Here is a 21,878-nt window from a genome sequence, read left to right as displayed (position 1 = left end):
GAAATATCGGGCTGCGCCGGGTCAGCTCTCAGTGGAAATCAACAGCGCGGAGGTCGAACTGACCGACGTTAGAACCGAACAACGCTTCGAAGGGCACCAACCCGACGTCATTGGCAGAGCCTCCGACAGACCCCTCCTGATCGAGATTGTCGTGACGCACAGGGTATCCGATCAGAAGGCGGCGCTCATCAGACGACAGCGGTTGGAATCGTTCGAGATCGTGATCAGTCCGGATTCTGTCTCCGGCAAACTGTCCCTTGCGGCGGTTGAAGACCACGTCCGACGCGGGGCAAACCGACATTGGATCTTCAATGAGAAACTGGAGAATTTCCTCCACGCTCGCTACCACCTTGATGGCGTGCGACCACGCGGACGACTGACCACGGATAAATCCAGGGCCCTGGCGCGGCTTTACGATCGACTCGCAGGGTTGCCTAAAGTATCTGCCCCTTCCCCGAACAAGACATCGCTATCGCAGTGGCTGGAAGGTACACGTCCATCATTCGAGGGCTATTTTCGAACGCCAGCAGATGAATGGCGTGCCTTCGTCCTGCTACAGTGTCAGCACGGTCCCGGTGTTCCGCTAAGCCGCATTGTCACGAAGCTTCAGAGGGCTGAACATTTACATGCTGAGCTCTCTCGGTTCTCTTGTTCCGCCACGGAATCCAACGAGGTAGGACTGCCTGAGTTCGGCGTAGAAGCATGCGTTTTTACCTTTTTGTCTGACCTCGAAAAGCAGGGTGCTGTCGTTTGTCTTCCGAGCGGCAATTGGCGTCTGCTGGTTGATTTGCCAGAGCAGCAACCGTTCTCGTCAGAGCGGCGGCCGGGGCTGCTGCCAAAGCCCGACTATATGGCAATGCGCCATCAGGAAATGGAGGCAAGTCTTCAGCGGATTGTATCGAAGCTCGACCTGACTGAAAGGGCGGAATTCGCAGAGGGCATCGGGGCGTGGTGGAAGAGACCGCTGATAGATGGCCGCTTAACACCTCTCGATATCATCAAAGCCGGAGATTACCGGTGGACACGGTTAAAGCAGCAACTCGCAGCCGTCGAGCAGGCGCTGGACTCAGATGAACCCGACCCCTTTAACCCAATTGGCCTTCCCATGAGCGCGGCGGCGGCAGTCTGGGCCGCTAAGGTCGCAGATGATGAAAACGAGAGGGCACGGCTCCGTTGCGAGAAACTGCAGGCAAGAGCCGTGCAGAAATTCGGTCCGGGAATCGCGCCGATGTGGCTTTCGACCAGACCATCTCGGAGAGGGCTGTCGCCCCTGGAGTTTGCAAGGGCGTCCGAAATCGGCCTTCAGGATGCCCTCCGGGAGTTGGAGCGTCGATTTGTAAGCACAGGTCGGATCCCGATGATCCAGGAGGAATTCAAAGTTTGGGTGGGTCGGAAATTCCAGGGCAAAGGACTTAGGTTCATCCAAACAAAGAACGACTGGCTACCCGATCGTCGAACGCCCTTGGAATGCTGCTACGATGATGTCAGCCGCGTCCAAATGCAAAAATTGGTCGAAGAACGCTTTTAGCATAGTGGTTTAGCCGGCGGTTGATTGCGAGCTGGTCGACCCCCAAGCGCGATCGTTGACCGCGGTCATCGACTTTAAGTGACTGAATTTATGATATTTTTTGCAGTCCATCGTTCGATTTTTCCTGCCGGGGCGCTGGAACAGGGCACCGGCCTAAGGCCACCGTTGACCGCGGTCATCACAGATAACCGGCTGTTCCTGCTAGGTTTTTTGACGCGCTAGTAGCGCTGGAAGAACCGAGGCGAACTCGTCCCTGCTTCTTGGGTCGATTGTCAGCCCAGGGCGCCGAGCCTTTCTCGCATCAATCTCGTGAGCCTACTCTTTTTGTCCACCTGCGATCGGCTCTGACCTACTCATACTGGCCTGGGTACTTTTGGACCCGAGGGCGGGCGCGCCGGCTTTACCCGAGGGCAGCGGATTAGCTCGACATGCGAGCTAATCCGGTCTGCCGACGTTGGAGCCGGTTGCAAGAATGCAATCCTTCGGATTGCAGCGGAAGCTTTTTCGGGGGAAGGAGGTTTGCAATGTCATCGCGCAGTTCTATCGCGCGAAGGCCGGGAACAGCCTTGTTGCCGAGTTTGTGGCCAAGGAAGTCGGGCAGGGCGATCGGTCCAACGAAGGATTCCCCGGGAAGCGAAATCATGTAGATCTGGCCGTCCAGATATAGCGCCGTGTCGGTCGCAGCGTACTGGGTAATGTCCTCCGCAATCACGATGGAGAGCCGGGAGCCTGACGGACTATGGATGTGCGCGGCGAGGAGATCTGCATGGCTCCAGATGCAAATCGTCCAAGCACCCGGCCAGGTCAGGAATTCGCGTAGTTGCTGAGGGATTGTGCCGCCGCCTCCCCCAAGCATACCCGTCCCGCGAATTTTAAGATCCCGCCGTTCGCGAACATCTCTGACCCAAAGGCCTTTGCGCAGTTCCGCGCCATAGGCGCTCTCGCCATGTTGTGCGCCGAAAATCTTGTGGCCGAGGCCCAGCGCCACCTTACATAAAAAACGGCCGTCAAAATCCGCCTGAACGGGTATGCGCGAGTGGACCCGGTTGCGTGACAGAGCCTCTGCCAGGACAGTCCGGTCCCGGGCCTCTTGGGGATTCGCGGGATCTCCTTGCGGAAAGAGGCCGGGCATGACGGGCTTGAACCGCGGATTGTCGATCTCCACCTTGGTCAACACGCATCTTTTAACTTTTGCGAATTGCTGCCGGAAACTCAAGGCAGCGGTCAACGACCAAAATTCCTCAGGGGAGCTGAGAGCAAGATAAGCGCGGCCTGGATCCTTTGTTTTTCGACGGATGGTGTCGCCTCCAGCAAAGGTATCCCAGCGGTCCTCGTCAGCGAGATGGAAATGGTAGATGCGTTCCCCGGCAGGACCCTGCCAGCGTTCGCAAATTTCGCCGGCATCGGTTGAAAGATCAGGCTCGACTCCGAGATATTGCAATGGTACCGCGGTCGGTTTCGATGGATCGAGGAATTCGGAGCCTTGGTTTGCGATCTCCGTCTGGACAAACCAGGTTTTGATGAACGCGCCGTCGACGAAGAGGCCGCATATGTTGTTGCATTTGGCGCAGACCTCTTTTGTCTTGAAGAGGTCATCACACAGCGAACCACCCAGTGCGTCAGGCCAGATATGTTCCAACGAAAACTCACCGACGAGTTTGCATTGGAAGCAGTAAATGCAACGGCGCGTAGCCGGTATATCGGACATAATGCACTCCTAATGGCGTCTAAAAGTAACGCGGTGATCGAACAAGGGGTGAGACGGCCGGCCGGCTTCTAGGCCAATTAGCTGATGCGCACCCAATTCGTTGAGTGGGGGTGCCCTTCAGCGTTCACGTCTCGCCGGGTCCCTGGAAAATCAGAGTGATACCCTCGACAGGATAAAGGCTCTGAAACCGGCAATGGGCTCGACACCAGTCGGCCGCGACCGGGGACAGCCAGGAAATCATTTGCACGATATTTCCATAGTGTTTTGGCAGATCCCAATAAAGCACCGTCTCGTGATGGGCGAGGCGGTTTCTCAGTGTACGGATCGGACTAAGCGATCTGGTGAAGTCCTTGCGACGAAGCCCCTTACCGTCCTCGCGCTTTGCGATGCTCTTCAGTGTCTGCTGCCAGAGTGTCTCGTATTCTTTGCCGAGCATGGCCGTCCAGAACCCGAAGGTGAGCGACGCGACGATCCGCGCAGGGGTGTGGTCCTTCCCCTTGTCGGTGAGGTCGTCGCGGGCTCTGGCCAACATGTCAGCCTGGGTGGCGTTCAACTGGTGCTGTTGCATGTCGAACCACATATCGCCATAGATCTCGGTCATGACCTGGTGGATGCGATTGCGCAGCGCGACCTCCAGCATGTGCAGGGCGAGGTGAAGGCTCTCGCTCAACAAGGCATTGAGGGTGTAGAGGGAGACAGCCCTGTTGCGGTCTCCACCGGCCCATCCCAGATATGTACCGAACCTGTCGGCCGACAGGGTCTCCTCTATGCCGGGGTAGGGTATGGTCTCGTCCATGCTCATGGTGCTCATCTTGAAGTCACAGGGGTTGATTTATCCCCCACCCCCGTCTATATCTTGCTTCGTAAACCCCGGTACCGTCTCTGCCTTAGGCATGCGGCCGGGGTAATCTATTTCTTGGCCGACCCTACTGTTCCTTGGGTCGCTTGCCCTTCGGTGTCTCCACCCGCTTCCTCTCCGCCAGCCTCTTTTTCTTTTCCATGTCAAAGTCCGGCTCCAGGTCCTTGATCTTCTGGATCAGGCCGTCGAGGTGGTAGGTGTTCGCTCCCCAGTCACCTGCAGAGGTCTTATGCTGTACCCGCTGGATCAGGCCGGCCGTTTCCAGCGCCTTCATGTTAGTCTTGATGGAGGTGGGCTTGATGCCAATGCGGTCTGCCAACTGCTGCTTGGTAGGGAAGGGGGGACGATCCGGAGACCAGAAGAGATCGAGCAGGTGGATCAGCAGGCAGAACTGCGTGCTGTTGATGCCAAGGCGGTGCTGCGAGCGGATGAGAATGGTCGGGATCGCGGCGTAGCCGTGACTTTTTACCTTCTTGCCCCAAATTCTCTCGAAGCTGCTTGGGGCAGGACCATCAGGCTTGGTCGGGAAGGCGACGACAGTATTGTCTTGGGTGGTCATAGGAACTCTCGCAAAATTGAACATAGCGAGAATGTGAGGGAAGAAACCGCGTGCTTCAATAGGCGCGACCAAACGGGGTAGGCTATAATTCTACCGCACCTGCCTAACCGTGTTTCGTCTACCTGGCTTATAGCACTGAGAGATTACGCTGTTTAGTGATAATGTTTTGATCCCCACCTGGGTCAGATCGATCGCCTACCGTGGGGCGATGGTCTAGCCCACCTCTCAGGTTTTATTCCAGAAGATGCCGCACTGGCCAAATTCTAGCAAGCTTCCGGCTCCGCCACCAGCGCAATTAAAGGCGAAACGACACCTTCAGCAGAGCCGGGTCGCAAAGAACTTCGCTTGACTGCGACCTCTGATCTAGATTGGCGGAATGGGCAGGCTGGTGTCGAAGACGGCGCCGTAGAGCTCCATCATCGCATCGACCCTGTCCTTGTGGTCGACAAACGGCGAGACGGGTCCCGGGTCGAATTCGCCCGGCGAAATGCGGTCGAAGATTGCGTAACAGATCTCGCCGTTATTGTACCGTGACCGGTAAGCGAGACCATCGAGATCGTTGAATTCCGCATAAAGCGCAAGCGCCAGTGCCCGCGAGGGAGCATAATTATCGACGCTGATTTCGCTGGCGTCGATCTGGTGAAATTGCAGGCCGTCGTCGAACAGCTTGGCAAGGGCAAGAGGCCGCGAGGGGCGCAAAATACTCCAGCCGCGCTCCTCGACGCTGGCACGCCGCAAGATCCGACCGACCGGCCGGCGCAATACGGTCTCGACAAAGGCGCCTTCCAGGTGTTCGGCGGCATAAAGAACCCGATACTCCTGGTCTGGCGCATCGAAGCGGTTCTGAGGGCGGCCCCCGGGAGCCGGTCCAAAGAAGACCGGTCCCCGATTGAGCGCATGCACGCGCACAAGACCGTGGCCGGCCGGAAGCGTGACGGCACGCAGACCGGACACAAAACGCGAGGCAACCACGATTATGCCTCTCCCTCTATTCCCAGATAGGCTTCGGCTGCGGAGACGACGTCATCGACCCTGCCGTCGATCAGCGCAAGTCGCGGCGTCGTGCCAAGATTTGGATCCTGTTCGATCAAGAATTGCAACGCCGACCAGCCACCGGCTGTCTTAAACAGCTTGATGACTTTGGGCAGGCCGTCGATCCAGGTTAAAGACTTTTCAGTACTAACCCATTGCGCCAATGGCAGAACGAGTTCGGTTCCCTGCATGAGAGCAAGTGCCGATCCAGTCTTGGCTCGTTTGTGCAGCGCTTGTCGCGAGATGCCGAGACGATCGGCAGCCGCCGTCAGCGACAACCCGCCTCCGGCCCGCGTCAAAAGATCGGTTTGGACATCGCTCAAGCGCTCCAACGCAGGCGAGGGCGCCTCAAAACCCTCAATCTCGGCAACAAGCCGCGCGTTCAGCTCAAACTGTTGCGTGGCAAGTTCCAAATGAAGGGCAAGTTCGTGGAATGCGCGCGGCCGGTCCACCTGGCATAGCCGCTGGAGTTCCCAGCTTGTCTGTGTCAATTCACTCAACGTCTTGAACGCGTCAAGCGCGAGCTCGGCCGCCCGCCCGGTAGGCTCCCACTCGAACTTCAAGGCCTCGCGAACATCCGCAGATCGGTCGCGGCAACTGATGACCAGATTGTCCATCCAGGAGCGGGCTCGGTTGACGCGAACACGATCGTGGCGCGGCCGGAAATGGCCCATCGATCCCTCAATTAGGGCAGCACTGAGCAGGAATGCTCCCTGATCGATGCGCGAAAAAAAGAACGTAAGGCCATAGATCCCCAGTGTCCTGGTTTCCGACACACTCATGAATTTAAGCGGAAGTGAGTTCGAAAGGTATGATCTGTTATTTTCGTGGTTGAAGGACCCCACAATCGGTATATTGGCCGGCGCAGCCAGGTAGCGATGCATCCCAAGATCCACCGATTGTGGTCCAAGGCCCAAGGTCTGATGAGAAACTTCTCGTCGCAATGCCCGGTGGATCCATTCGGCAACGCGAAGGCCTTCACGATTTGCCGCTATCTCGACGTCCGCCCTTATATCCTCTGGAATGCCGGCGGCGATCTGTGGTTCTGCCATTGCCGTATCTCCGTCCCGACGACGCGGGTCTAGGTTGATGGTTGATAATTATATAGAGCAAGCTGTCAACTCTATCAACCTTCGTCAGTCTGCGCTCGGTATGGCAGCAGCCAGTGCCTGAGTGGATCCATTCGGCAACGCGAAGGCCTTCACGATTTGCCGCTATCTCGACGTCCGCCCTTATATCCTCTGGAATGCCGGCGGCGATCTGTGGTTCTGCCATTGCCGTATCTCCGTCCCGACGACGCGGGTCTAGGTTGATGGTTGATAATTATATAGAGCAAGCTGTCAACTCTATCAACCTTCGTCAGTCTGCGCTCGGTATGGCAGCAGCCAGTGCCTGAGTGGATCCATTCGGCAACGCGAAGGCCTTCACGATTTGCCGCTATCTCGACGTCCGCCCTTATATCCTCTGGAATGCCGGCGGCGATCTGTGGTTCTGCCATTGCCGTATCTCCGTCCCGACGACGCGGGTCTAGGTTGATGGTTGATAATTATATAGAGCAAGCTGTCAACTCTATCAACCTTCGTCAGTCTGCGCTCGGTATGGCAGCAGCCAGTGCCTGAACGGGCAAGAGAAATAGAGGGTGAACAGGGGCGATCAATTAGGGGGTGGAAGTGATTTTCGGTGAGGCCCGAGCGAGCGGAAGAGAGGGAGAGGAGGGAAGGGGGATTTGTGGCGGGTTAGGAGGTTGGAGAGAGGCTCCGGCCGGTCCGCCACGGAGAAACTGACATGGCACAAGCCATCCAGAAAATCACCCTCAGCGCAGCCCGGGATATTCCCTTCAACAAGCTGGTGCTCAGCCAGCAGAACGTCCGCAAGATCAAGGCGGGCGTCTCGATCGAGGATCTGGCGGAAGACATCGCCCATCGCGGGCTGCTGACCAGCCTCAACGTTCGTCCCGAGCTCGACGGCGATGGCAACGAGACCGGCATCTACCGAATCCCCGCCGGCGGGCGCCGATATCGCGCCCTCGAGCGCCTCGTTGCGCAGAAGCGCCTGGCCAAGACGGCAGGCGTTCCCTGCATCGTCAGCAAGGGCGAAACCCTCGAGGTTGAGGACTCACTCGCCGAGAACGTCCAGCGCGTCAGCCTTCATCCGCTCGATCAGTTCCGCGCTTTCCAGACCTTGCGCGAGCAGGGACTTGGTGAGGAAGAGATCGCCGCACGCTTCTTCGTCTCGGTTGCCACCGTGAAGCAGCGCCTGCGGCTGGCTTCCGTCTCGCCGCGGCTTCTCGATCTATATGCCGAAGACGAGATGACGCTCGAACAGATCATGGCCTTCTCGATCACCAACGACCATGTTCGCCAGGAGCAGGTCTGGGATACGGTCTCGCGCTCCCATAGCCGGGAGCCCTATTACATCCGACGCTTGCTGACCGAGACCGCGATCCGCGCCAACGACCGCCGGGCCGTCTATGTCGGCATCGAAGCCTACGAGGCCGCCGGCGGCGTGACCATGCGCGACCTATTCGACCAGGATCAGGGCGGCTGGCTGCAGGATCCGGCGCTGCTTGAACAGCTCGTGATGGAGAAGCTGAAGGCTGATGCCGAGGCGATCCAGATGAGCGAAGGCTGGAAATGGGTCGAAGTGGCCTTCGACTTCCCATATGGCCACACGTCCGGCCTGCGGCGCTTCTACGGCGAGCAGGCGGAGATGACGGAAGAGGAACTGGCTCGCTATGACGCCACCCGTGCCGAATACGACAAGCTCGACGCAGAATATTCGGAGGCAGATGAGTACTCGGAAGTCACCGAACAAAAGCTGGAGGAACTCGGCAGCGAGCTCGACCACCTGAACGACCGCCCATACGTGTTCGATCCGAAGGAGGTCGCCCGCGGCGGTCTCTTCGTTTCGCTCGGCGTCGGTGGCGAGCTTAAGATCGAGCGAGGTTTCGTGCGGCCCGAGGACGAACCGAAGGATGAGACGGATCCCTCAGCTGAAGCCGGCGATGGTGCCGATCATGGCGGTGACCTGGCGGCAAGCGGCTCCGCCGGCGGCGAAAGCACCCAACCGGACGACGAGGACGAAACAATCAAGCCCCTCCCTGATCGCCTTGTCCTCGATCTGACGGCGGCGCGCACCGTTGCCTTGCGCAATGCGCTCGCGAACGATCCTGTCATCGCCTTCATCGCGGTCCTGCATGCCTTCGTCCTGAAGACCTTTTACGTCTACGGCTCGGACTCATGCCTGGAGGTGACGCTGCAGAGCGCCCGCTTCAGCCAGACGCCCGGCCTCGGCGATACGGTCTGGGCGAAGGAGATCGAGCAGCGGCACGAAGGCTGGGGCCAGGATCTGCCCAAGGACCCGAACGATCTCTGGGATTTCCTGGTCAGGCTCGACGAGGTCAGCCGGCAGGCGCTGTTTGCCCATTGCGCCTCGCTGTCGGTCAACGCCGTGGTCGAACCCTGGAATAAGCGCACCCGTGCGATCGCCCACGCAGAGCAATTGGCCCGCTCGATCGGCTTCGACATGGTGGAAGCTGGCTGGACACCGACTGCCGACAACTATCTCGGCCGTGTCACGAAGGCGCGGATCCTGCAGGCGGTCCGGGAAGCCAAGGGTGACCAGGCGGCGGAGCTGATCGGCCATCTCAAGAAGGCCGACATGGCCCGCGAGGCTGAGCGGCTGATGACAGGCTCCGGCTGGCTGCCGGAACCGCTTCGCATGACGAGTGACGAGAGCATCGGCGAAAGCGACGTTGTCGGGGATGATGCGTCAGCCGGATCCGTTGAGGACGAGACCGCCTCGGAACTCACCGGCTTGCCGGCATTCCTGCTCGACGAGCCGGAACGATCGAGCGATGACGCCGGCGATACGGAAAGTGAGACCGGCGGCGAGCATCTCGCCGCTGCCGAATAGGTTCGCGATTAGCACATCAGCCGGACCCGATCGCTGTTGCGGTCGGGTCCTCTTGCAAGCAGCCCGGCCAACGCTCCGGGTTTTTCCGTTTCAGGAGGCACCCATGCCTGACTTTACCATCGAGACTACCTATCATCTGCCGGTCTTCCGGCATCGCACCTACGCAGCTGACACATTGGAGGCGGCGTGCCGTGCTGCCATTGACGACGACAGCTGCGACATCGCCGAGAGAGACTTCGATTCCTCCGATCCAGTTCATATCACCGGCATCTGGGACGGCACACATGCGGCCTATAAAGGTCCGCCGATCCAGATCCCGCAGCAGTTCGACGAACCTGTCCAGCACCGGGCGCGTCATTTCGAGATCCTGCTCGGACTGTTGAAGATGCTATTCGATGACGTCCGCGCGGCCCGCCCAGCGTCGCCCGGATGGCTCGCCCGATCTGCCTGGGCGGTCGCCCGAGGAGAAGCCGTTCTCGCCGGAGAACCGGATCCCGAAGAGCCGGTCGACGCACCTAAGCCTTCCTACGTCCTGGTTAGCCTGAAGGAGGTTGGTGTGCGCGACGCAATCGCGGCAGTGCTCGAGGTGGACCCGAATTTTAGGGGTCTAACACCCGAGGCAGTGACCGACGACGAGGTCCATGCCGCATGCGTTTCCATCGCCACCACGATGGATTTTTCTGATGTGCTCGGAAGCGCCGAATTCCAGGCGGCACTCTCGGCGATCCGTTCGGCGCATTGCCGGCTGGTTTCCGATTAACCCTTCTTCTTACCCAGACATCCCTCAACCTTGCCCAGCCGTTGGGGCTGGCTTTCATCTTATGGAGACAATGCTATGGACACCCTCACTTCCGCCAGTCAAACGGGCGCTTCCGGCTTCAAAGTCGATATTTCGCGCGGTGAACGGATCGGCCGCGTTTCGTCCGAATGGTTTTCGCGCCCCGATGACGAGCGTTTCCTGTCGCTGACCGATCTCTACGACACCGTCCGGTCCCGCGCCGAGCGCGCCCATGCCCGCACCATCGAAAGTGCTGCGATCCGTGTCGAAGCAACGCGCGACAACGCGGAGCGGCTTGAGCTTCTCGTTCCGGGTCAGCGTCAAGCGATCGCGCCGACCCATTGGAGCTACGGCCAGCTCTGCAGCCTGGTTGGCGCCCCCGCCACCTATATGCGGCAACTGCCGGCGCCGCTTGCGGCGATTAACCTGCAGCACGGTCTGCTCAACCACCGTGCCGAGCTGGTCAAGACGCTCGAGATGGACGACGGCCGGCTCGAACTGCGAGCTGTCACCGGACCCGAATACGGCCGCATCTGGGACCATGAACTGGTCTCCGCCGTGATGAAGATCGCCGGCAACGGGATCGGCGACACGATGTGGAAAGTGCCGGGTGTGTTGGATTGGGGGACGATGACGCATAATCCGTTCGTCGATATCACCAAGGATACGACGACCCTTTATGCCAGCGACCGAGACGTGTTCCTGTTTCTGGTGGACGACACCCATCCGATCGAAGCAGGGCGACTGCCGAACGGCGAGCCCGACCTCTATTTCCGCGGCTTCTATGCCTGGAACTCGGAAGTTGGATCGAAAACCCTCGGCATCGCCTCTTTCTATCTCCGGGCGGTCTGCGCCAACCGCAACTTGTGGGGCACGGAAAATTTCGAGGAGATCACCATCCGCCATTCGAAATTTGCCGCCCAACGCTTCGCGCATGAGGCAGCACCCGCGCTGACCAGCTTTGCCAATTCGTCGCCGGCTCCCTTCATCGCCGGCATCAAGGCGGCGCGCGAACGGGTTGTAGCGCGCAAAGATGACGACCGCGAAGCATTTCTTCGCCGGCGCGGCTTCTCGAAAGGCGAGACCGGCAAGGTGATCGAGATGGTGCTGTCGGAGGAGGGGAGGCCGCCGGAATCGATCTTCGATTTCGTGCAGGGCATCACCGCGCTGGCGCGTACCAAGACCAATCAGGACACGCGTCTCGAACTCGAGGGCAAAGCCAAGAAGCTGCTCGAGAGCGCCTCCTGACACGTTCAAGCATGCCGGGCTCAGAACCCGGCCGCGTCGGCAAATCCCATCGTCGTCATCACAGAGCCCGGCCAAGCGCCGGGCCTCATTTTGTCTGGAGAACCCAATGGCTATTCCCGATCATGTCCGCGCGAACTTCGACACGCTGCTGCGCGCCGCGTCCGATGGCAATCTTGCTCTTATCGAATGCCTCGATGCGGCTGCACGCGAGCCACGCTACGTGCTCTGCGCCGTCGGCCACACAGACGGCGAATATGTCTTCACGCCATTCGGCCATCTCGCCGACGGCAATCCTTACGACGCCTATCTGCCGCCCGATCCCGACGATCCAACCGGCTCCATTGCGAGCCCTGCGACCTAACCGCTGACAATCGCCGCGGTTTTACTGGCATTCCCGATCCCTCCTGGCTGCCCGATTTCGCTCTTCCGACCCGTTCGGCAGGACGTCGGGCTGCGCTGTTCTTTCCTCTCTCTTGGAGCATCCTTCGATGAACATCATCTCGCATCCTCAAACCGTCTCTACCTCCTCACGTCCTTCCATTAAAACCCGCGCTGGAGCACTTATGCATGCTGCTGGTCAGATCGCCTCGCTTCTGGAGCAAGGCCAGGTTGTCACCTCAGCCGACTTGCGACAGATCATGACCGAAGTTTTCGGCGGCAGCGACGCTGAAGGCCTCTGGCTCTGGAAGGATGCCTATGAGGCGACCGAGGCCGCTCAAGTCCTATTCCTGCGCAAATTCCGCTCTATCGCCTCCCGAGCCCAGGTGCCTCAATCGGCGCTTGCGATGCTGACGAAAGTGGCGCGGCTCCTGCCGACCCACACGCGTCGATCCGAGGGGAGCCAGGCGCTGCAGCAGTTCTCTACACCGATCCCGCTGGCCTACGCCGCTTCTCGTGCTGCCGGCATCACGCCTGCCGACACAGTTCTCGAACCGTCGGCTGGAACCGGCCTCATGGCGATCTTTGCGGAACTCGCGGGCGCGCGTCTGGCGCTGAACGAATATGCGCTTACTCGCCACTCGTTGTTGCAGCAACTCTTCCCTGGCGTTGCGATATCGCAACACGACGCCGCGCATGTCGACGACTACCTCGAGCGTTCCATCCGACCGAGCGTCGTTCTGATGAACCCGCCCTTCTCGGCTGGCGTCCACGTCGAGGGTCGCGTTGCCGACGCCGCCTGGCGGCATCTGACCTCCGCCTTTGCTCGTCTCGCTCCCGGTGGCCGGCTCGTCGCGATCACTGGCGCGAGCCTTTCTCCGGACAATCCCGCGTGGCGTGACGCCTTCGTTCGGCTGCAGGGACAGGGCACGGTGCTGTTCACCGCAGCGATCGACGGCAGCATCTATGCGCGTCATGGAACGACGATGAAAACGCGCCTCACCGTCATCGACAAGGTCCCGGCGGAGGATCCGGCGCAGCTCGCTCCGCCAAAGGGCACCGCGCGCGATTTGGAAACACTTCTCGGCTGGATCAGTGACCTCCCACAGCGCTCACCGTCGTTCGTACCGAGTTCCATCGGTGCGCTCTCCAACGATATCCGGCGAGCGGGCACGATGCGCCCAGCAGAGGTCACCATGCCCTCGGTCGGCGGACTAACTAAGCCTTCGATAATCGGCCGTTCAATACCCGTCGAAGACGACATCATCGAACTTTCCTACGAGCAGCGAGACGCTCAGCCGAAGGATGAGGCAAGCGCTGCTGACGGCATCTACGAAACCTACCGGCTCCAGTCGATCCACATCCCTGACGCAAAACCGCATCCGGACACGCTGGTCGAGTCTCTCGCGATGGCCTCGGTGGCACCACCAAAGCCAAGCTATCGTCCACATCTGCCGAAGCGCGTCGTCGTCAGCGGCGATCTTTCCGACGCCCAGCTCGAAAGCGTCATCTATGCCGGCGAAGCCCATTCCGGCTATCTCGCCGGGCACTGGAGTGTCGATGCCTCCTTTGACAATCTCAGGGCGGTCGCATCCGACGCAGAGCGTGCCGTTCGTTTTCGCCGCGGTTGGTTTCTTGGCGACGGAACAGGCGCGGGCAAGGGCCGCCAGGCTGCCGGCATTATTCTCGACAACTGGCTGAAGGGTCGCCGTCGGCATGTCTGGATCTCCAAATCTGACAAGCTGATCGAAGACGCGCAGCGCGACTGGAGCGCGTTGGGCCAAGAGAAGCTCCTGGTCACCCCGCTGTCGCGTTTCCGGCAGGGCAAGCCGATCAAGCTGGAAGAAGGCATCCTCTTCACCACCTTTGCCACGCTGCGCACCGATGAGCGCGAGGGCAAGCGGTCACGCGTGCAGCAGATCGTTGACTGGCTCGGCGCCGACTTCGATGGCGTCATCGTCTTCGATGAAGGCCATGCCATGGCCAACGCCGCCGGCGGCAAGACCGAGCGCGGCGACAAGGCGGCGTCGCAACAAGGCAGGGCAGGGCTCCGCCTGCAGCGCGCTCTGCCGGACGCTCGCGTCGTCTACGTCTCGGCGACCGGGGCGTCGGAAGTGGAGTCGCTCGCCTATGCCGAGCGCCTCGGCCTTTGGGGCAGCAGTGACTTTCCCTTTCCGACCCGTTCCGAGTTCATTGCCGCGATCGAGGACGGCGGTGTCGCTGCCATGGAAGTTCTGGCGAGAGACCTCAAGGCCATGGGCCTCTACGCATCGCGCTCGCTCTCCTTTGAGGGTGTCGAATACGAGATTCTCGAACACGAGCTGACCGATGAGCAGGTCCGCATCTACGATTCCTATGCCGAAGCGTTCCAGGTGATCCACAACCATCTCGACGCTGCGATGGAAGCCTCGGGCATCCTTGGGAAATCCGTCACGCTGAACAAAAACGCCAAGGCCGCCGCCCGCTCGGCCTTCGAAAGCTCGAAGCAGCGTTTCTTCAATCATCTTCTGACCTCGATGAAGACGCCGGCCCTTCTCAAAGCGACTGCCACAGACCTGGAGGACGGACATGCCGCCATCGTCCAGCTCGTTTCCACCGGGGCAGCGCTGACCGAGCGCCGGCTGGCGCAGATCCCGACCGACGAATGGGGCGATCTCCAGGTCGACGTGACGCCGCGGGAATATGTCATCGATTACCTGATGCACTCATTCCCGGTGCAGCTGTTCGAGGAGTTTTCCGACGCCGAGGGCAATCTCAGCTCCCGACCCGTTCATGACGCGAACGGCAACCCTGTCATCTGCCGGGAGGCCGAACGGCGCCGCGACGATCTGGTCGAAACCTTGGGCAGCCTGCCGGCGATCCCGACCGCGCTCGACCAGATCGTCCAGCACTTCGGTACCGAGAAGGTGGCCGAGATCACCGGCCGGTCTCGCCGCATTGTCCGCCGCGAGGACAACAGCGCGATCGCCCGCTATGCCGTGCAGAACCGGCCGGGTAGCGCCAATCTCGATGAGGCGCGCGCCTTCATGGACGACGAGAAAGGCATTCTCGTCTTCAGCGACGCCGGCGGAACCGGCAGATCCTACCACGCGGATATCGCCGCAAAAAATCAGCGCCTGCGCCTGCATAACCTTCTGGAAGCCGGATGGCGTGCCGACGTCGCGATCCAGGGCCTCGGGCGCAGCCATCGCACCAACCAGAAACAGCCGCCGCGCTTCCGGATGATCGCCACCAATGTCAAGGCCGAGCGGCGCTTCCTATCGACGATCGCCCGGCGTCTCGACACGCTCGGCGCCATCACACGCGGTCAGCGCCAGACCGGCGGGCAGGGCATGTTCCGGTCCGAGGACAATCTTGAATCCCAATATGCCCGTGATGCGTTGCGGCAGTTCTACGGACTGCTGCATACCGGCAGGATCGAAGGCTGCTCGCTGGAAACGTTCGAAAACATCACCGGCCTGTCGCTGACATCGGAGGAGGGCGGATTGAAGGACGAGCTGCCGCCGATCCAGACTTTCCTCAATCGCATGCTGGCCTTGACCATAGCCATGCAGAACGTGCTGTTCGAGGCTTTCGAGCAGTTGCTGGCCGCTCGCATCGAGGGAGCGATTGCCGCCGGGATCTATGACAAGGGCCTGGAGACGATCACCGCCGACAGTATGACGGTCACCGAACGCCGGCTGATCTACACCCATCCCGTCACCGGCGCGCAGTCGCACTTGCTGACGATCAAACGCCGGGATCGTAATACGCCGATGCGGTTCGAGGAGGTTCAAAGCCTCGTAGAGCAGGATCAACGTGCGAAGCTGATGATCAATGGCAAGTCGGGCCGGCCAGCGGTGATGGTGCCGACCCGGTCGATCATGCTGGACGACGGCTCCATTCAGCCGCGCGTGTCGCTGATCCGGCCGATGGACGAGCTGCGCTTCGAAGTCCGGCAACTTGAAGAGACAAATTGGGAGGAGGCCGACGAACAAGCCTTCGCCCTTGCCTGGAATACTGAGGTCGCAGCGGTGCCGGAATTCTCGACGTCGACGATGCACATCGTCAACGGGTTGTTGCTTCCGATCTGGAAATTGCTGCCGCAGGATTTCTGCCGGGTGCGGCGGCTGCAGACCGACGAAGGCGAGCGGATCGTCGGGCGTGTCATTGCACCGGATCGGCTCGCCGGCCTTTGCCGCAATTTCGGGATCGATCAGAGGCAAGTGCTGAGCGCCGACCAGGCCTGGGCATCGCTTGTCGACGGATCCTCTATCGTCGGGCTTGCCGGCGATATGACGCTGCGCCGCGTGCGCGTCATGAACGAATACCGCGTCGAACTGACTGGCTTCACGGATGGCATGCGCGACTGGTTGCGCTCGGTGGGACTGTTCTCCGAGATGATCAATTGGAAGCTGCGTTTCTTCGTGCCTGTTACAGACGAGGGAGCAGCGATCCTGTCGAAGCTGATTGAGTGTCATCGCCTCGTCGATATCGCGCGCCGGTCATGAGGGAGGTCTGCCATGCTAGCTGCCTCGGATCTGGCGGATCGTCTCGCGCAGGACGCGGAGGCGGTCTGCCGGCACTATCTCTCCGCCGGCCGCCGTGCCGGCAATTACTGGCTCGTCGGCGATGTCGGCAACAGCAAGGGACGGTCCCTTTATGTGCATCTGACCGGTCCCCGCGCCGGCCGATGGACGGATGCGGCGACCGGTCAGTTCGGCGATCTGCTCGACCTCGTCCGCGAGACGTGCGGCCTCGTCGACTTCCGGGACGTTGCCGAGGAGGCGCGTCGGTTCCTCAGCCTGCCTCGACCGGAGCCGGTGTCGTCTCTTAGGACGCGCGTCCATAATTCTGCGACGGTCGAGCGGCCGGCGTCTGAGCGGGCCAGGCGTCTGTTTCGGATGACACAGCCGCTGGCCGGCACATTGGCGGACGCCTATCTCCGCGAGCGCGGTATCCTGAGGGCATCCACCCATGCGGCGCTCGGTTTCCACCCGTCGTGCTACTATCACGACCTGGTCACGGGCCGGACCACTAGTTATCCGGCCCTGATCGCCGCCGTGACTGACTGTGCCGGGGCCATCACCGGCGTGCATCGCAGCTGGCTCGACCCCGAGGGCGACGGCAAGGCGAAGGTCGACGATCCGCGCCGCGCACTTGGCGGGCTCCTCGGGAATGGCGTCCGCTTTGGCTTTCCGGTCAATGCGCCTGTGCCGGTCATGGCGGCAGGCGAGGGGCTCGAGACCATGCTGTCGCTCTCACACGTGATGCCAGGAATGCCGATGGTCGCGGCGCTCACGGCCAATCACCTTGCCGCCTTCAACTTCCCGCCCGGATGCCGGCGCATCTATATCGCCGCGGATGCGGATGCCGCCGGCCGGCATGGGATCGAGGGATTGAGCCGGCGGGCACAGGAAGAGGGGATCCTGCCGCTGGTGCTGTCGCCTGAGCTCGGCGATTTCAATGAGGATCTTCGCGGGCTGGGGCCGGACCGGCTGACCGCATGCCTTAAGACGCAACTCGTCCCGGAAGACGCGATGGCATTCCTGCACTCTTGAAGCCAGGCGCAAAGGCTCAGGGGAGGGCACGACGGCACGGGCAAAGTGCAGTCCAGTGGCCTCATTCCGGATGGGCGCGCGCCCGCGGGCCTGCCGAGAGGCGACCCTTACCACGCGGGCCTCGGGCCTTCAGCGGGTCGGTCCGGTTTCTTCCCCTGCCGGGCCATTTTTGCGCATCGGCGCTTCCGAAAACCGGTTCCCACTTTTCGGGCCGATGCAATGGTCCGTCATTCCTCGCGGATCAAGAAACCCTCCCTCCGCCGCCCGGCGCTTCGCTGGGCCGCTGCACTTCGCTTGCGGTTCCGGCCTCGGCCCGCGTGATCGGGTTCGCCGTCAGGCCGCGAGAGGCGCGGCCCAAACCGACGGAGACCATCATGGACCTGATCCTTCCCCCGACGACACCTTCGAGCCCCACCACACGTCCTCCCCGACCGATCGCTTCATCTACGAGATGCAGGTCTTCGGCTATCGTCCCTTTCAGGACGAGCCCGATCCGCGGCCATTGCCGGAGGAGCCGCAGGTCCAGTCTTCGATCACCACGATCTTCGACGCTTTCGCCGACATGCTCGGCGACACCCGGCTGGAGCCAGACCTCGAAGACCTGTTCTGCTCGATCCCCAATCTCTTCCATCGCGCCGGCGAGCGCATCCAACGCGAACTCGACCGCAACGAGGAGGCGCAGCGCACCGGCCAGCGCGAGCAGGATGGCTCGGAGGTGAAAAGTGTCGAGCTCGAACGCCTCATCGCCGAGGGCATCACGCTCCTGGAACGTAGGAATAGCTTCGAGTTCATGCGCGACTTTAGTGCCGACCTCTACGAGGCGCAGACCGGTTCTTCCTGGCGGCCACGCTCCGGCTCCAAGGTCAACCACGCCAATATGACGGCGGCGATGATCGACAGCCGGGATTTCCTCTCCGCCCGACGTCGCGCCGAAACGGAGGTTCTGATCCCTGCCGGCACCAAGATCGCGTTCGCCGGCGGCATGGACTACAATGATCATGAGCGGATCTGGGCCAAGCTCGATCAGGCGCATGCCAAGCATCCTGATATGGTTTTGCTGCACGGCGGTTCACCAAAAGGTGCCGAACGCATCGCCGCCTGCTGGGCGGAGGCCCGCAAGGTCACGCAGATCACTTTCAAGCCTAACTGGACCAAGCACGCCAAGGCCGCGCCGTTCCGACGCAATGACGAGATGCTGTCGGTCATGCCCGCCGGATTGATCGTCTTTCCCGGAAACGGCATCACCGGTAACCTCGCCGACAAGGCACGTCGCCTCGGCATTCCGGTCTGGCAGGCTTCAGGAGACGGCGCGTGAGCGCCGTTTTTCTTGAAAATATGGAAAACATGGAATATATGGAAGTCCAGCGGAGACCAGCAACGATGAAGCAGTTCACCACAGGCGACCTGAACAAACAGATCGGCGATATTACCGATGCGGCAAGCCGCGAACCGGTCATGCTCACCCGCCACAAGAAGCCTCGCTTTGTGCTGATGAGTTACGAGCACTACGAGCGCATGCGTACGGGCGGCGACCCCCGCCGCGCCTATCATATCTCCGACATGCCCGCCGAGCATGCGGACCTGTTCGACGAAGCGATCGATCGGCTGGCGCGCGGCGAAGGCTACGATGATGAGCCGTGAATTCCGGCCTGGCGAGGTCATCTCCTATCCATATCTCTGGGCCTGGCAGCAGCAGCGCGGCGAGACCGAAGGCCGCAAACAGCGCCCGGTCTGCGTCGTCATCGCCATCCGAAGCGCGTCCGATGGGAATACCCATCTGGCCCTTCTCGCCATCACCACGCAGCCGCCGCAGACGGGTCGGGCCGCTCTGGAAATCCCGGAGATCGAGCGCAAGCGCGCGGGCTTAAGCGATCTGAAGCAGTGCTGGATCATGGCCGACGAATACAATTACGACATCGTCGAACGCTCCTGGTACATCGAGCCGGGCCAGGACATTCTCGGCCGCTTCAGCAAACCCTTCATGGTGAAGATCGCCAGGCTGTTCGCAGAGGCACGCGGCAGATCCGGCCGGGTCAACCGCCTCGATTGAGCGGTGATCGAAACGGTCATCATCCGGCACATCTCCGGCGACTACATCGTCGGCGCCATCCACGTCGGAGGCCGTCTTCACGAGGCAACTCTCCGACTGCCGGGTGTTTTCGGGGCGTGTCGCAAATTCTTTTGGTTAACTAGCTGTTGACCACAACGGTGGAAATTCAGCTCCCGATGTAGCGGAGCGTAGCCATGATTCTGAATGCCATTGCCGAAAAGCTGAAGCGCCAGTCGAAGGACGATTTCAAAGGGCGGCATTTCGAGGCATGGCTGATCGTGCAGGCAGTGACATGGTATCTACGGTATCCGCTCAGCTACAGAGATCTCGAGGAGATGTTCCGCGAGCGCGGCTTCGAGGTCGACCATAGTACAATCAACCGCTGGGTCCTCGCCTATGCACCTGTAATCGAGAAGCGCCTACGCCAGTTTCGCCGACCGCATTGTGGCTCAGTCAGGATTGACGAGACCTACGTCAAGATCCGGGGCAAGTGGCGATACCTGTACCGCGCCATCGACAAGCACGGAAACCCGGTCGACTTCTTGCTCACCGCGAAGCGCGATCTCGACGCCGCCAAGCGCTTCTTCCGTAAGATGCTCAAGGATGAGCCGCTACTATCGCCGGGTAAGATCGGTACAGATGGCGCTAACACGTTTCCTTCAACGATCAAAACAGCCATCGATGACGGGCTCCTGCATCCGAGCCCGGTACATTATGTCACGAAGCACCTCCAGCAAGGCATCGAGAGCGACCACTTCCGGGTCAAGAAGAACATGCCCAAGATCGGCTGCTTCCAGTCATTCAAAACGGCGCGCCGGACGATCGCTGGGTTCGAAGCGATGTTGTGGCTGCGCAAAGGCTTCGGCTTTTCCGGCGACTGGACAATCAACGACCAGAATGACCTGCTCGGGCGCCTCTTCGGACTTCAAAAGGTTAACAAAGCGTGAAAATGCCACCGTTCGCGGGTAGTCTCAGCCTACTGCAAGGTTTGCGACAAGCCCGATGTGCACCTCCGATTATATCGACTGGTCCTCTCGATGTTTCCATCAGCGGCCAGCGGACCTTCCTCTTCCATTCGGTCAAGGCATCGGCAGGTGAGGTGCAGAAAACCCACTCAATGAAAGCATCGGATATGTTAGGATGGTCGTAGAGGAGGGCGGCGATGCCTTTCCGCTCGCTAAACAATATCTCGATCTTCGCTCCCGTCGGGATGTCGTCATCATCAGCCCAGAGTTCCATGGCAACGTATCCGGAATAGGCAGTCAGGTCGGATTCCCGATCGACTTCGGCGACCAGCCGCTGGTCGAGATTATCGTGAATGGATTGCCGCATGCCGAAGAATTGACCATCCTCCAGAAATCTCTTTGGATAGACACCATGATTCTCGAGAATGTAAGGGTGGATATGCATCTTCCTTCTCCTCTCTCCGAACAGTTCAGCGGGTTTAGTCTCCTCATCAATTGGCATCCATCTGGCGATGGCCGCCAGTTATAAAAGGCTGCCTTGCTCCACCGGTTCGCCAGATTTCGAAATGATCGATGATCCATAAGGTTCACGCGACAGGATGATCAGCGCGTCGTTTGGTAGTGGGCGGGCGAGGTGCCTTGCCTCATCCCAAGGCGCCCGCATCCAGACGTCGGTTTCTTCCTTCGTCAGCAGTAGAACAGGCATTGCCTTCTCGTGGATCGGCTTCACGAGATCATTCGGATCGGTCGTCAGGAAACCGTATAGGTCGTCGGTTGTGAGCCCGTCCTTGACTTTGCGAACGCTCTTCCATTGCGGAACGTGGATGCCCGCAAAGAACATCAGCGATTTTGCCTCATCACGTGCAAACCAGGCATTTGGCACATTGCCACCCTCCTGTTTGCTCATCGGGTCCGGTTCGGCAAAGCTTGTGACCGGGACGAGACACCTGTGCTCGACGCCGAACCATCGCGTCCAGTGAGGCAGGTTGAGCTTACGCACATTGGTCACGCCACGATCCGGTTCCATGCGGATGAGCTCATCCATATCGACGGCCTTGCCCTTGGCCCTCAGTTTATCCGCCCTTGCTTCGGCGGCTTTCTTTTGGACGAAGATAGGCGAGGGCAGGCCCCATCGTGCATGAACCAGCTGCTTCTTGCCGTCCGCCGTGTTTCGGATGATCGGCCCCATCTGGTCGGGGTTCATCTGATAGGCCGGCATGAGGTTGATCAGGCTTTCGGCGTCCTGGGCCCACTTTGAGACCCAGTCCCTGTCTTCCATCCGATAAAGGTTGCACATGGCAGCAATTCCTCCGTTGCG

The 21,878-nt window shown here is 60.4% G+C and carries 18 protein-coding genes; 12 read left to right on the top strand and 6 right to left on the bottom strand.

The features are described 5' to 3' along the window. Positions 1-31: 31 nt before the first annotated feature. Positions 32-1,528 carry a hypothetical protein gene (locus G3A56_RS26230; protein WP_082186273.1) on the top strand — a complete coding sequence of 499 codons (1,497 nt, stop codon included), beginning with the start codon at positions 32-34 and terminating at the stop codon, positions 1,526-1,528. 418 nt (positions 1,529-1,946) lie between these two features. On the opposite strand, the gene G3A56_RS26225 is transcribed toward G3A56_RS26230, so the two are convergent. The 5 genes from G3A56_RS26225 to G3A56_RS29130 all read right to left on the bottom strand — a co-directional run bounded on the left by G3A56_RS26225 (position 1,947) and on the right by G3A56_RS29130 (position 6,738). Then, complete coding sequence (locus G3A56_RS26225; protein WP_082186274.1) at positions 1,947-3,236, bottom strand: HNH endonuclease; 1,290 nt, start codon at positions 3,234-3,236, stop codon at positions 1,947-1,949. A 124-nt stretch (positions 3,237-3,360) separates the two neighbouring features. Further along, positions 3,361-4,032, bottom strand: coding sequence for an Abi family protein (locus tag G3A56_RS26220; protein ID WP_343044304.1), 672 nt, complete (start codon positions 4,030-4,032; stop codon positions 3,361-3,363). Between the two features lie 130 nt (positions 4,033-4,162). Next, entirely contained in the window at positions 4,163-4,654 is a 492-nt protein-coding gene (locus G3A56_RS26215) for a helix-turn-helix domain-containing protein (protein WP_082186276.1), read from the bottom strand. 363 nt (positions 4,655-5,017) lie between these two features. Then, complete coding sequence (locus G3A56_RS26210; RefSeq protein WP_246231457.1) at positions 5,018-5,626, bottom strand: RES family NAD+ phosphorylase; 609 nt, start codon at positions 5,624-5,626, stop codon at positions 5,018-5,020. Positions 5,627-5,628: 2 nt separating this feature from the next. Further along, positions 5,629-6,738 carry a hypothetical protein gene (locus tag G3A56_RS29130; protein WP_246231456.1) on the bottom strand — a complete coding sequence of 370 codons (1,110 nt, stop codon included), beginning with the start codon at positions 6,736-6,738 and terminating at the stop codon, positions 5,629-5,631. Between the two features lie 733 nt (positions 6,739-7,471). Here G3A56_RS29130 and G3A56_RS26200 point away from each other — a divergent pair. The 11 genes from G3A56_RS26200 to G3A56_RS26150 all read left to right on the top strand — a co-directional run bounded on the left by G3A56_RS26200 (position 7,472) and on the right by G3A56_RS26150 (position 21,089). Next, on the top strand, positions 7,472-9,601 hold the full coding sequence (locus tag G3A56_RS26200; protein ID WP_164056918.1) for a ParB/RepB/Spo0J family partition protein: 2,130 nt from the start codon (positions 7,472-7,474) through the stop codon (positions 9,599-9,601). A 103-nt stretch (positions 9,602-9,704) separates the two neighbouring features. Beyond that, positions 9,705-10,361 carry a hypothetical protein gene (locus G3A56_RS26195; RefSeq protein WP_164056917.1) on the top strand — a complete coding sequence of 219 codons (657 nt, stop codon included), beginning with the start codon at positions 9,705-9,707 and terminating at the stop codon, positions 10,359-10,361. A 75-nt stretch (positions 10,362-10,436) separates the two neighbouring features. After that, positions 10,437-11,627, top strand: a complete 1,191-nt coding sequence (locus G3A56_RS26190) for a DUF932 domain-containing protein (protein ID WP_082186219.1) — start codon at positions 10,437-10,439, stop codon at positions 11,625-11,627. A gap of 106 nt (positions 11,628-11,733) precedes the next feature. Next, positions 11,734-11,988 (top strand): DUF6117 family protein, encoded by a 255-nt coding sequence (locus G3A56_RS26185; protein ID WP_082186220.1) that lies wholly within the window; start codon positions 11,734-11,736, stop codon positions 11,986-11,988. A 127-nt stretch (positions 11,989-12,115) separates the two neighbouring features. Continuing rightward, positions 12,116-16,495 carry a strawberry notch-like NTP hydrolase domain-containing protein gene (locus G3A56_RS26180; protein WP_082186221.1) on the top strand — a complete coding sequence of 1,460 codons (4,380 nt, stop codon included), beginning with the start codon at positions 12,116-12,118 and terminating at the stop codon, positions 16,493-16,495. A gap of 12 nt (positions 16,496-16,507) precedes the next feature. Further along, complete coding sequence (locus G3A56_RS26175; protein WP_082186222.1) at positions 16,508-17,545, top strand: DUF7146 domain-containing protein; 1,038 nt, start codon at positions 16,508-16,510, stop codon at positions 17,543-17,545. A gap of 169 nt (positions 17,546-17,714) precedes the next feature. After that, positions 17,715-18,860 carry a DUF2493 domain-containing protein gene (locus G3A56_RS26170; protein ID WP_246231455.1) on the top strand — a complete coding sequence of 382 codons (1,146 nt, stop codon included), beginning with the start codon at positions 17,715-17,717 and terminating at the stop codon, positions 18,858-18,860. Between the two features lie 65 nt (positions 18,861-18,925). Continuing rightward, complete coding sequence (locus G3A56_RS26165) at positions 18,926-19,186, top strand: type II toxin-antitoxin system Phd/YefM family antitoxin (protein ID WP_082186325.1); 261 nt, start codon at positions 18,926-18,928, stop codon at positions 19,184-19,186. Next, a complete protein-coding gene (locus tag G3A56_RS26160; protein WP_082186326.1) occupies positions 19,176-19,595 on the top strand; it encodes a hypothetical protein in 420 nt (139 codons plus the stop codon). Before G3A56_RS26165 ends, G3A56_RS26160 begins: the two co-directional genes overlap by 11 nt. A gap of 194 nt (positions 19,596-19,789) precedes the next feature. Continuing rightward, a complete protein-coding gene (locus tag G3A56_RS26155) occupies positions 19,790-20,542 on the top strand; it encodes an IS6 family transposase (protein WP_035228067.1) in 753 nt (250 codons plus the stop codon). Between the two features lie 193 nt (positions 20,543-20,735). After that, entirely contained in the window at positions 20,736-21,089 is a 354-nt protein-coding gene (locus G3A56_RS26150) for a hypothetical protein (RefSeq protein ID WP_164056916.1), read from the top strand. On the opposite strand, the gene G3A56_RS26145 is transcribed toward G3A56_RS26150, so the two are convergent. Further along, the gene (locus tag G3A56_RS26145; RefSeq protein WP_052821206.1) at positions 21,084-21,857 is read right to left on the bottom strand and encodes an SOS response-associated peptidase family protein; all 774 of its coding nucleotides are present in this window, start codon (positions 21,855-21,857) and stop codon (positions 21,084-21,086) included. The genes G3A56_RS26150 and G3A56_RS26145 overlap by 6 nt on opposite strands. Between the last annotated feature and the right edge of the window lie 21 nt (positions 21,858-21,878).

Source organism: Rhizobium oryzihabitans, from assembly GCF_010669145.1.
In the GTDB taxonomy this organism is placed as follows: Bacteria; Pseudomonadota; Alphaproteobacteria; order Rhizobiales; family Rhizobiaceae; genus Agrobacterium; species Agrobacterium oryzihabitans.
The sequence above is the reverse complement of the archived record's forward strand: the minus strand, read 5'-3'. Positions and strand labels throughout refer to the sequence as shown.